This is a genomic window from Fibrobacter sp. UBA7003 (genome assembly GCA_002449765.1).
GTDB lineage: Bacteria > Fibrobacterota > Fibrobacteria > Fibrobacterales > Fibrobacteraceae > Fibrobacter.
In genome coordinates, this window is the sequence record DJXN01000014.1 from 304,351 (window position 1) to 317,170 (window position 12,820).

General features: G+C 54.3%; 8 protein-coding genes. All 8 read right to left on the bottom strand.

The window, feature by feature from the left end; all coding sequences use genetic code 11:
* Position 1: 1 nt before the first annotated feature.
* Entirely contained in the window at positions 2 to 2,287 is a 2,286-nt protein-coding gene (locus B2952_RS12130; RefSeq protein WP_290734127.1) for a caspase family protein, read from the bottom strand.
* 4 nt (positions 2,288 to 2,291) lie between these two features.
* Complete coding sequence (locus tag B2952_RS12135; RefSeq protein WP_290734125.1) at positions 2,292 to 3,062, bottom strand: hypothetical protein; 771 nt, start codon at positions 3,060 to 3,062, stop codon at positions 2,292 to 2,294.
* Positions 3,059 to 3,562, bottom strand: coding sequence for an RNA polymerase sigma factor (locus B2952_RS12140; RefSeq protein ID WP_173366593.1), 504 nt, complete (start codon positions 3,560 to 3,562; stop codon positions 3,059 to 3,061). Before B2952_RS12140 ends, B2952_RS12135 begins: the two co-directional genes overlap by 4 nt.
* A gap of 191 nt (positions 3,563 to 3,753) precedes the next feature.
* On the bottom strand, positions 3,754 to 4,590 hold the full coding sequence (locus B2952_RS12145; RefSeq protein WP_290734123.1) for a fibrobacter succinogenes major paralogous domain-containing protein: 837 nt from the start codon (positions 4,588 to 4,590) through the stop codon (positions 3,754 to 3,756).
* Between the two features lie 24 nt (positions 4,591 to 4,614).
* Positions 4,615 to 7,605, bottom strand: coding sequence for a fibrobacter succinogenes major paralogous domain-containing protein (locus B2952_RS12150; protein ID WP_290781633.1), 2,991 nt, complete (start codon positions 7,603 to 7,605; stop codon positions 4,615 to 4,617).
* Positions 7,606 to 7,673: 68 nt separating this feature from the next.
* The gene (locus tag B2952_RS12155; RefSeq protein WP_290734119.1) at positions 7,674 to 8,501 is read right to left on the bottom strand and encodes a TIGR02147 family protein; all 828 of its coding nucleotides are present in this window, start codon (positions 8,499 to 8,501) and stop codon (positions 7,674 to 7,676) included.
* Positions 8,502 to 8,729: 228 nt separating this feature from the next.
* Entirely contained in the window at positions 8,730 to 11,759 is a 3,030-nt protein-coding gene (locus tag B2952_RS12160; protein WP_290734117.1) for a fibrobacter succinogenes major paralogous domain-containing protein, read from the bottom strand.
* A 17-nt stretch (positions 11,760 to 11,776) separates the two neighbouring features.
* On the bottom strand, positions 11,777 to 12,625 hold the full coding sequence (locus B2952_RS12165) for a TIGR02147 family protein (protein WP_290734115.1): 849 nt from the start codon (positions 12,623 to 12,625) through the stop codon (positions 11,777 to 11,779).
* Between the last annotated feature and the right edge of the window lie 195 nt (positions 12,626 to 12,820).

The window sequence follows — 12,820 nt, forward strand, 5'->3', positions numbered from 1 at the left end:
TTTAGAACCTTCCCACGGTGAGGCCAGCGTAGAAGCCGGGCCACCAGCGCGCATTATGCCCATTGGCGCTGAAATCGTCGTGGTATTCACTGCGGGGCTTGACAATTACTTTATCTGCATTCCCTTCGCTCACTATATTGAGCGTGCCGCCGACAGTCATGCCGAAGCCCGGGAACAGCTTGTGCACGAAGCCCAGGCGCAGGCGGTGATGGAAGTTGATGTCGTCCTCGTCCATATCCGTCCCGAATCCTTCACGTGCGTTGAGGAACATGTATTCCAGTTCGAAGTGGTTGCCGTACTTGCCGAATTGCGTACCGATACCGAGACCCGTTTCGTACATGTCGGAGAAGTGCTTGAACTTTTCGCCCTTCTCGAATTCGCGGGTGCCTTCGATGGCGGTAAACAGGTAGGCCGTGCCCAAGTGGAGTGAAAGCCCGAGCGCACCCATCTCGTTTACGGAAGAGGTCACGCTCCAAACGCCATTACCCACGATGTTGATGAGCCCTATCGGGGTGGATTCGCAAGTACCGCAGATGTTGATTATACCGACCTGCCTTCCGTTCGCACGGCCCGCGATGTTCATGGTACTCACCTGCGCGCCTTCGACAGTGCCTGCGATGTTCATGGCGGCCGTCACCTGCACGTCCGACTTTCCTGCGATATTCATGGCGGCATCAACCTGTACACCCGCCTCGCCCGCAATGTTCAAGGCGGCAGTCACCTGCACGTCGGCCTGGCCCGCATAGTTTAAAGCCGGAGAAACCTGGGCGCCGTTGAGCGAGTCGGCAATGAAGTTCGCCGTACCCGAAACCTGCGCACCCGAAGAATTCTTGCCCGCGATATTGAGCGTCGACGCAATCTGCGCACCGTCAAAGGACTGCGCGTAGTTGATCATGCCGCTAATCTGCGCGCCTTCGAAATGCGCATTCGCGCCGTTGTAGATGTCGGTCACCTGCAGGCCGTGCATCTCCTTTTTCGCGACGTTCGCGATAAAGCTCAGCTGCGTTCCGAGCATGTAGTCATCGGCCTCTGCGACAAAGACGCCAATCTGGATTCCCTTGCGCGGATCCTTGTCGCTATCCACCGCGTGGAAGGTCACGCGGTATTTGCCATTGCGATCGAGAGAGTCGAGCGAGCACGCGATAGAATCACCCGCAGTGCAGTCACGCAATCCGCCGATTTCGCCACGGAGCGTCGTCTGTTCGGCACTCACGGCGGCAAACTGCCTGTGCGAAAGCTTTTCGCGGCGGTTGTTCTGGAGCGTCACCGCCGCCTCGCTGAATTCCGCAGGGCGTTCCAGGCGCACGGTGTACTTGCCGGCAGGGAACCCGAGGCTCATCGCGCGTCCCGCCTTCTTGTAGAGTTCCGCGACGAGTTCGCCTTTTTCATCGCGAATAAACAGGCGGCCATCCACGTCCTCGTCGAGTTCGAGGCCAGCGCTTGTGCTGCGCAAATCAGTCATCACCACATCGCCCGTTCCCGCGAGGTTCATGTCGCGGCTCGGGTGCTGGGCGCCGCCCATCGTCTTCTCGGTGCGCTGCAGGGTCTCGTTAAAGGCGAACTGGTAGGCTTCGGACAAAGTGACCTTGCCGTCACCGCTCAGGTCGCCGGCGCCGCGGAGCCCGCTCACCAGCGAGTGCGTGAAGAACGAGCCCCTGAGCTTGTCGCTTTCCTGGCTAGATTCATCCTGCGTGCTGCTGGTAATGAACGCGTAGCCCTTCATGTCGCTGCTCTGGTCCACCATGAACGCAGGCACCGCCACACCGCCCTTCAGGCGTGTGATAGCACCCGAGCCGCAGGCATCGATAACTGCAATCTTCACGTCGGCCTTCATCGCGTCGATGCGCTTGCGCAGTTCCTTCCAGGCATAAACCTCATTACCCAGGCGCAGGCCCTTCTCGTCGGCGTGCCCACTGTAGTAAAACAGCACCTCGTTGCGGCCCGCAGCGTTCTTGCCCTGCGCGATTTTCGCGTCAAGACCGTCGAGTTGCTTCTGGAGGGCGGCCACGCCCGGCTCCTTCACGAGCACCACGTTACCCGCCTGCACGCCGCCCATCTCACCGAGCACCTTCGCGAACGACTTCGCGTCACTTTCCGCATAGCGAAGCACCGGCCGGCCCTGCCCGCCATAGTTCGCGCTCACCGCCACCACGTAGCGGTTGATGCGCGCGTTATCGCCCTGCTGGGCCGCATTCGCATTAGAAGCCGCAGCGAAAAAAAGAATTGCAATCAGTGAAATTATATGGAGCGTAATCGACGCGTCCAACTTTTCGATAATGTTCTTCATCCTACTATTCCCCAACCTTGCGTAATGTGATAGATACGGAGCGCACGCCCTTGCTCTTGAGCAGCGCATCAATGTTGTTCGCGTCCAGCTCGAACGCCGCACGCGACGTGAGCAAGAAGAACTTCTCGAATTTCGGCGCGTTGTCGAGCTTGTAGGCGAACGGGAGCGTCGTCATCTTGCCGGGTTCGAGAGCAATCGCCTGCGAGCCATCGGCCATGTGCATCGTGACGGTCCCGTTTCCATCCATGCTGAAGAGCATTCCGTAGCACTTTTCGGGCACCGCGTAGCGCAACTGGATTTCGTCACCCTCGCGTGCCTCGCCCAGGTTCGACATCTGTACCGCGCTGTCGCCAGTCTTCTTCCAGACTTCCATGCGGGCATCCAGACCCTTGATGCGCGTGCCGTCATCCGGGACATCGGCCAAGGCAACATCCATCGCCCGCGCACCACCGTCCGTAGCCGGGCCGATCTCGCGCTGGCTAAAGAGCGCCACCGACACCACCGCAAGCACCAGGGCCGCGGCGGCCGCGAACTTCACGAAACCGAAACGCGCCACGTTGTCCTTGCGTTCCGCACCATTGTCGCGGGCATCCATCTTCTCCGCGAGCCTCTCGAAAGGCATCTTGCGGAGAATTGCCGCGTTGTCCTCGCGCAGCAGCTTCACACGATGGGCGAGCATCTCGTCCGTCTTCTCGAGTTCGCGAATCTCGCGCATCTCGCCTTCGGGCAGGTCGCCCGTAAGGTATCGTTCCAGTTTCCAATCGGGGATCATCACTTTACCTCCAGATTCTTTACCTTGGCCTGCAGGCCACGCAAACGCTTGCGCACACCACTCACCGAGAGCCCAACCTCGCGGGCAGTCTCCTCGAGCGTCATGCCGTCCACAAAATGCAGCACGGCCATCGTGCGGCTAGACTCCGGCTCGTGCGAGAACAGTTTCGCGAGGATTCCCTTCGCCTCCTGTTCTTCATGGTCTTCGTCCGCGCAGGCAATAGTCAACAACAGTTCGTTCGAATCCACATCGAGGCCTCGGCGGTGCTTGTCTCGGATGCGGTTCAGGCAGAGCCTGGTCGCCGTATTCCACAAGAGGCTGCTCGGCTGCGTCGCGTCGAGGCGGTCCCAATGCTCAAAAACGCGTAAAAACACGTTCTGCATCATGTCCTGGGCCTCGGATTCGTCCCTGAGCATATAGAGGCAGCGCCTGAAAACCATCGGGGCGTAGGTCTCGTACAGCCCGGACATTTTCTCGCGATTTGCCTGATTATTGCCCTTCATGCTAGTATAACACCTATGGAGGTAAAAAGTGTCACCGCAAATTTAAAAAAAAACTCAAAAACCCCGCTAGCGCGCTAGCGAGGTCATTTCTTTCTAACAAACGGCTTGCCAGGGGACTTCTACGGAGTCCCTCGCTAATCGGCTCGGCAATGCAAAAACGCAAGCATTTCTGCGCTGCTCTCGCCTCATTGCTAGTCTTTCACGCAGCGGACAGAGAACCCGGAGTTCTTGTGGAAGCCATACTCACTCACCCCTTTGCTGTTGTAGTTCATGGTCTTAGCATCCGCATAGTAGTCGTCGTCGCTATCAGAAGTCCAAAAGGTTGTGCAGTAGCCCTCACCCACGTACCCTTCAATTGCACTCCTGATGCCAACAGGCAATACGGCAAAGGAATAGATATCGGAGCCATTGCCGTTATCGGCCCAACCACTTGTCGTTTTGAGCCTCTCCGCCGCCGTCGATGTATACCCGTCTAATATAAATAGCCTACCCCATTCTAATTCCGTTGGCAGGTGCCAGCCCTCGGGGCAAATACCACGCACCGGGTATGTCGGCGAGCACATCGTTTCATCGCCGCAACCTTTGCCATTCGTGCTCCACCTGCCCACGCTATCCATTGCGGCGGACCACGTGTAAAGGCGACCGTATTTGGCGCAGTTGGCAGGATCATTGTCATAGCACCAACTCGTGGAATCGAAGGTAATATCGCCACTTTCAAAGGGAACACCTGTGTAGGCGTAGTTCAAATTCTCCGCCATCCAGATTTGTCTGCCGATTTTTACAATCTTGTATATTTGCCCGTCACGCCCATCAGTCATAGTTCCTGTAACTCCATCTTCAAAGAAACTGATACTCGACGCATCACTTGATAACGATTCCGCAGAACTACTACTTGAACCGTCGCAGTCCTCGCAAACAGACGAAGACGAATCCTCGTCAGGGCGGGTTGTAAAACCGCTGCTGTCGTCATCGCCGCAAGCCGCAAACAAGAATGCAGACACGGCACATATTGCCAAAACTCTTTTCATTGTCCTAACCTCTCTACCCTAAAATTAGTCCTTGATGCAGCGGACAGAGTACCCGTAGTCCTTGCCGCTGCCGTACAAGTCAGCTTTGTCGAATTCGTCGTCCAAGCCCACGATATATGTGCGGGAACTATTGTACTCAGAGGAACTCCAGAAGTACGCATGGTAGCCAACGTTGTTGTAACCAGTGGCGTCCCTGAGGCCAGCAGGCAACGCCGAGAAGGAATAGGCATCCGTGCCGTATCCGTCGCGGACCCAGCCGCCAGGAACGCTGGACCAGCTGATAGTGGAGCTGAGCATCTTGCCCGCCGTTGACGCTCCACCGACAGCAGTAAACAATGTATTCCACTCCGCCTTATCCGGCAGATGCCAGCCCTCGGGGCATATGCCTCGCACCGGGTAAATCGGAGTACATTGCACGCCATAGCCGCAGTCCTTGCCATTCGTAGACCACGTTCCCACACTGTCCATCGCTGCAGCCCAGGTGTAAAGGCGACCATATTTGATGCAGTTGGCAGGGTCGTTACTAAAGCACCAACTAGTGGAATCGGAGGTGTAGCCACTATTATTATAGAGAACGCCAGTGTATGCGTAGTTCAAATTCTCCGCCATCCACACCTGACTGCCGATTTCTACGGTCTTGTAAGTTTGGCCGTCGCGGGAGTCCGTCATGGTTCCCGTAACTACTGTAGAAGGATCTACATACCCTTCAGGGACACTGCTGCTTGACACGCTTGTCACGCTGCTACTGGACTTCGTTTCATCAACGCTAGAACTTGAAGAAGGTCTTACCGGTGCAGTCGAAGGATCCCCTTTGACGCAACGGACACTTTGTCCATAAGACTTGCTATTCTGATACGTATAAGAATTGGTATAAACGTTGTTTATATTGAAATACCGGCCATCATTGGCACTGTATTCAGTAGCGCTCCAGTAATAAACATCCGAGCCCACCTTTTCCCATTTAGTAGCAGAAATTCTTCCGGTCGGGAGTGCGGCAAAGCCGTAAAGATCCGTACCGTTGTTGTCAGGCGTTCCGGCGTAGTTCCATCCAGTCAACGCCTTGAGTGGTTCACCAGATACAGGGGCATTTCCTAATGCCACGCTCAATAGGCCCCATTCATAGATTGACGGCAAATGCCAGCCGTCAGGGCAAATTCCCTGCACAGCTCGATCAAGTCCGCACTTTTTGCCATAGCCGCAATCCAACGGAGCCTCGGCATCGTTCGCTAGTGCTACCGAGTCAATCGCAGCGGCCCAGCTGTAATAACGGCCACTCACCTTGCATTTTTTTTCATCACCCTGATAGCACCAGTTGCCGCCCTTCAAGCTAGGCGTCCTATTGCTATCGGCATAATTCAAATTCTCCGCCATCCACACCTGCGAATAATTTGAGTCTGGCACTTCAATTTTCACGACCTTGTAAACCTGCTTGTCACGCGGGTCGATTATCGAGTCGTACTTGATATTCGGATTCAGGCGAGTTTCCTTGGGCACATCCCAGCTCCACCCATCAGAATAACTGCTACTCGATTTCGCCAGGCTACTGCTAGAGCCAGCCACTGGGGATTCGCCTTTCAAGCAACGGACCGAACTCCCGATATACTTGTTACTGTAGAACTTGCGTACAATGGTATCCGTGTACAATCTTATACCATACGCATAATCATCGTACCCTTCGTACCATTCAGAAGTCCAGAAGACAGCAGCCTCGCCCACAAAGTCCTTGCTCCCCCAGCCACCAGCGGGCAACACAGTGAAGCCGAAATCATCCGTACCATTGCCGTTACTATTCCAGCCACTCGTAGACTTGAGTTTCATGCCTGCAATCGAATCCCCACCAACCGCAGCGAGCAGCATTCTCCATTCCGCAGTATCAGGCAGGTGCCAGCCGCTAGGGCATGCATCCATTGCCGCACTCCATTCATAAAGGCGACCATACTTTGCACAGTATTCAGCAGAATCATTATAGCAGTAACTGGAATCCGTTTCAAAGTTCAGGTTTTCCGCCATCCACACCTGATCACCGATTGTTACGGTCCTGTAAACCTGGCCGTCGCGGGTATCCGTCAGGGTATTCTTTTCGGCATTGTACGTCGTGTCATGGGAAGAACTGCTGGATGTCATGCCGGCCGATGTGCCGGCATCACCGTTTTTACTACTGCTCGACTTCGGTGTGACGATTAAGACAACGCTGTCGCCGTCCGCGTAGGCTTCGATGAACTTCTCGAATGCGGGCACGGTATCCCCGAGGTCCCAGGCTTCCACATTCTTGCGGATGGAATCGAGCCCGCCATTTGCCGTAGCCTCGACCGCCCATTCCGAAATCGTTTTTTTCGTGCCGGAATCTTTCCACTTGCCGGTTTCCGCGAACGATTCTACGAACTTTTCCATACGCGTAACAAGTCCCGCGTCATCCGTTTCCGCCTGCATCATCACGCTCACGGCAAGCAGCGCCGCGTTCTCGTCGCCCGACTCGAAGATATTCAGGTTTTCGAACTCCACGAAGTCGCCCTTGATGTCGAATGCCGCAAGCACTTCCTTTTCGGCCCGCGCCTTCGCGTCTGCAAATTTCTTGCCCTTTTCCGTCACGAGGAACATCAGGCGTTCGTATTCCAGTTCGGTAAGCACATTGATGTTCACGTTCTTGCGGTCCTTCAAGTTCGTCAATGCATGGAGCGTCAACTCCTCCGAGGACTTCTTGCCGGTAATTTCGCTGCGGTATTCACCCGTCACCTCGAACAGCGCACACGTGGACTTGAGCGACACATCCTCGACAGTAAAGTCGCCCTTGTCGCTCTTGACCTTGCCCTCAAACACCTCGTCCGTGAACTTGAGCGTCTTGCAGTCGATTCCCTGCACCGTCACCGTAGCGCCCTTCACGAACGGGCCCTTCTGCGAAACGCCCGCCACGTCCAGATTGGCGACAATGCCGGTATCCTCCGTAGAGCCGCCCGCAAAACCGCTGTCATCGTCAGAACACGCCGTTGCGACAATCGACGCCATTGCCAGCGGCATTATCCAAACAACGCCACTGCGAAACATATCACTCAGGTTACTTTTCATCTCGTCCTACTCCCTTGTTTTTAAATCTTTTTTTCCAGGCGTTCGCTCAACGGGAACAACTGCAAGTTCATACGGTAAACCTGTTCGGTCTCGTCGTCTTCTGTTGCAATCGCCACGATGCGGCGGCGGAATTCCGCGATCTCCTTCCTGATTTTTTCATACGCCTGGCGCGTAAGCCCGATCGTAACTCCCGACATGTCGCGTTCCGAAAGCGGCAGGTCCAAGGCCTTCACCGCAAGCTCCCCCATCTGCCGCTGCATATCGCGGGCAGCCACCGGCACCGCATCCACGGAGACCATCGACACGGACTTTTCCGTCTGGTGGTAAACGCCGTTTTTGCCCTTCTTCAAAAGCTTCGCCTTCACCAGAAAGTCGAGCGTCTCGGAAACCTCCGTCGCCGAAATCTTCGGCTTGCAGGCATGCGCAATCTCGAGCGGTTTCGCTCCTGGCATCTGCACCGCCAGCTCGCGGATTACCGGATTTTTCCACGACTTGAAATAATCGAATTCCTCGCTCCCGAGCACGCGCACCTTGTGCGCCCGCGCCAATGCGCAGCGTTCCTCGAAAGCAGCCCGTTTCGCTACATCGCTCTTGGCATGCGCATACGAGACCATCAGTACAAAGTAAGTGCTCTCGAAACCTGCAAGCCCCATGGCGTTCGCGACCGAGCCCGCCACGCCGATGCTCAGGTTCTTCTTGCCTTCGCACACATATTTCAGGTAAACCGGCGACGTGAACCCGGCATCGCGCGCAAACTCGCGCCACGTAAAGGCCGAACTGCGCTTGCGTTCATCGTAGTAGTCCTGGATGAACTTGCGGTAGTCCGTATATTCGACGATATCCTTCATGAGAATAAATATAGGTTTTCATTTCCACTTATGGGATACAAAATTAGCGTTTTTGATCAAATTTTACCATTTTTTGCCATTTTAACAAATTTTAGCATTTTGGAATACAAGCAACGTATCCCCAGAATACAGGAAAACCCCGCCATCGCTGGCGGGGTTTCTTCCTCCTCTTGACAAACGGCTTGCCAATCTTGGCACTACTTCGTAGTGCAGACTGCTGCGCACGGCTTATTCATCCTTCAAACACCGGACGTATACGAAATTATCCTTGTCAAATTCCAAATTTGTCACATAGTCATTCACACCACGGAACCCAATCCAATAAGCAACTTCGCCACTGGTTTCTGTAGAAGTCCAAAAATGAACCCTTGAATCATCTACACTGGCTCCTAAGCCATCAAACAACACCGAGAAGCCGACAGCATCCGATCCATTTCCACCGTCACCCCAACCGCTCTGTGACTTGAGAATCTTGCCCGCCCTCGTATAGCCTCTCGCCGCGATAAACAACGTTTCCCATTCATATTTATCCGGCAGATGCCAGCCACTGGGGCAAATGCCCCGTACCGGGAAAGTTTCAAGACATGTATTGGCATTTCCACATCCCTTGCCATTTTCACTGAAAGCTCCTGCGCCATCCATCGCCGTTCCCCATGAATACAGACGGCCATATTTTTCGCAGTTACTAGCATCGTTATCATAGCACTCACTGTCATCGGTTTCAAAATTAAGGTTTTCCGCCATCCATGTCTGCGCACCGATTACCACCGTTTTGTAGGTTCGGCCATCACGGGAATCCGTCAGCGTGCCGTACTCGCAATTATCTTCAGTTTCGGTCTTGCAAAGAGCGGCAAGCATAACCGAAGACGAAGAAGCAATAGAACTTGACGAGGATATCACCCCAGCCTCGTTCTTGACACAACGGATGCTAAAGCCATAATCTTTATAATCTGATTTTACTCCACGGCTCATTCTATAAGAATAAGCATGCACCTCACTATAGTCAGTTGCGCTCCAGAAATATGCTTCTTCACCAACGTCCCTGTTTAAACCGGTACTTTCTTTTCTATAGCCATATGCCACTGCGGAGAAGCCAACAGAATCGGTACCGGCTTCATCATCAAGCCATCCCCATTGCGACTTGAGATTTTTAGTTCCCGCAGCAGCAAGCAAAGTTTTCCATTCGGCACTTTTCGGCAAATGCCAACCATCAGGGCAAATCCCCTGCGTATTATCCGGAACTTCGCAATATGCGCCAATGCCGCAATCTATTCCATCGCCATCGTCATAAAGTTTTTCCGTGTCGATAGCAGCAGCCCAATCATAAAGGCGTCCCGCTACTTTACATTTTTTTGGATCATTGTCATGGCACCAACTGTGTCCCAAAAGGCTCGGCGTCTTGACACTATCAGCATAATTCAGATTCTCGGCCATCCATGTCTGATTACCGATTTTCACAGTCTTATACACCTGTCCGTCACGAGCATCAGTAATCTCGCCATAACTGATGTCCGGATTCAAGTACGCTTCCTTTGGAATGCTCCAGTCAAATTCACCAACACTACTACTGGATTCTTCACCGCTACTAACCAAATCACTCGCAGAAGAACTAGTTGCCGAACTCGAAGATTCAACCCCAGCGCACGAGCTTGTCGTATTATCGCTGGAGGAACTGCTACTGGACAGATCCTCAATCTCTCCGGCTGAGCTCAGGGCAGGCTCCGTCGAGGATGACGATGCGCCAACAGCTTCCCCCTTCACGCAACGGACAGATAACCAGAGGTCCTTAGCGGCGTATGACTTCAAGCTCACGTCAACATCGTCATAGTCCATGCTCATCGTGGACGCGCAGCCGTCACCGGTCTCCGGAACGCCTTCGCTACCGCACTCCGTAGAACCCCAGAAATACGTAGTGTAATCCTCGCCACTGTAGATACCTACGTTGCCCATGCCTGCAGGCAGCGCCGAGAACCCGAAAGCGTCAGTGCCGTTGCCACTTTTACCATCCTTGTCACTCCAGCCGCTGGTAGACTTCAGTTTAGTGCCAGCATCTTTTTCGTCACCCACGACCTTGACCAAACTCTTGAAATCCGTTTCGCCGGGCAGACGCCAGCCATCAGGGCATGCATCCATCGCCGCAGTCCAAGTGTAGAGACGGCCATACTTTGCACAATATTCGGCGGAATCGTTGTAGCAGAAACTACTGTCTGTTTTGTAGTTCAAATTCTCCGCCATCCATACCTGATTGCCGATTTTCACGGTCTTGTAAACCTGACCGTCGCGCAGGTCCTTGAGCGTATTTGTAGCGGCATCATATTCACTGCCCGTCTCCTTTGCAGAACTGCTCGACAGATCCTCGACCAGTGTCGAGGATGACGACCGGAAAGAACTGCTGCTCAGAACAACGCTGTCGCCGTCCGCGTAGGCTTCGATGAACTTCTCGAATGCGGCAACTTTGTCGCCGTCGTTCCACGCTTCCACATTCTTGCGGATAGAGTCGAGTTTGCCATTTGCCGTGGCCTCGACCGCCCATTCCGAAATCGCTTTCTTCGTGTCGGAATCTTTCCACTTGCCGCTTTCTGCGAACGAGTCCACGAACTTTTCCACGCGTTTTGCAAGCCCCGCGTCATCCGTTTCGGCCTGCATCATCACGCTCACGGCAAGCAGCGCCGCATTCTCGTCGCCCGACTCGAAGATGTTCAGGTTCTCGAACGCCTCGAAACTGCCCGCGATGTCGAACGCCGCGAGCACTTCCTTTTCGGCCTGTTCCTTTGCTTCCGCGAACTTCTTGCCCTTTTCGGTCACGAGGTACATCAGGCGTTCGTATTCCAGTTCGGTGAGCAAGTTGACATTCACATTCTTGCGATCCTTCAAATCGGTCAGCGCATGGAGCGTAATCTCGCCCGCCGACTCCTTGCCGGTAATTTCGCTGCGGTACTTGCCCGTCGCTTCGAACACTGCGCACGTAGAGGAAAGCGTCACGTCGTCAAACGCAAAGTCGCCCTTGTCGCTCTTGACCTTGCCTTCAAAGACCTCGTCCGAGAACTTCATCGTCTTGCAGTCAATTCCCTGCACGGTCACGGCGGAACCCTTCACGAACGGGCCCTTCAGCGCTTCGCCCGCGATATCCTTCGCAACAATGCCCATGTCTCCCGAGGCGCCGCCCGCGACATCCTGCTTGTCGGAACACGCCGTCAAGACAGCCATGGCGGCAAGCGCACAGGCCGGAATAAACCGAGTCCCAAAATTCCTGTTCATCGCTCCTTTCATTTCCTTTACCCCTTTTTATTTTTCAAATCTTTCTTGGTTTCAATCCGCTTGCTCAGCGGGAAAAGTTGCATGTTCATGCGGTACACGCGTTCCGTCTCGTCCTCTTCGGTCGCAATCGCCACGACGCGGCGGTAAAAGTCCGCCATCTCCTTGCGGATACGTTCGTAAGAGCGTTCCGTAAGGCCGAGCACGAACCCGGACATGGTGCGTTCGGAAAGCGGCAGGTCGATAGCCTTGATTGCGAATTCCCCCATCTGGCGTTGCAGTTCGCGGGCCGCCACGGGCACCACGTCCATGTCGCCCATCGTAATCGTCTTGTCCGTCTGGTGGTAGTTTCCGTCCCTGTCCTTCTTCAGGAGCTTCATCCTTACCAAAAAGTTCAGCGTCTCGGTCACCTCGGCCGCGGTAATCGAGGGGCTGCAGGCGCGCGCCATCTCGAGAGGCTTGGCACCCGGCATATGCGGGGCGAGCTCGCGCAGCACCGGATTCTTCCACGACTTGAAATAGTCGAACTCGTCGTTGCCCAGCACACGCATCTTGTGCGCCTTCGCGAGCGCACAGCGTTCCTCGAACGCGGCACGTTTCGCCTTGTCGCTTTTCGCATGCGCATACGAGACCATCAGCACAAAGTAGGTCTGTTCGTAACCGGCGAGCCCCATGGCGCTCGCGACAGAACCCGCGGATCCGACACTCAGGTTCTTTTTCCCCTCACAAACATATTTCAGAAACACCGCCGACGAAAATCCGGCATCCTGGGCGAACTTCTGCCACGAAAAGACGGAGCTGCGCTTGCGCTCTTCATAGTAGTCCAGGATATACTTGCGATAATCCGTGTATTCAACGATTTCCTTCATGTGTACAAATATACCTACTTTTTCCGCATTTAGGACATAAACATGGCGATTTTAGCCAAATTTTACCACTTTTGGCTAAATTCTAAAAAATTTGGCATTTTGGAACATGAAGGCATGTTCTGAGAACATAGCCCCGGAACATGACAAAAGCAAAAAGCCCCGCCGGATTGTGATGTGAACCCCGAAAGTTGGACA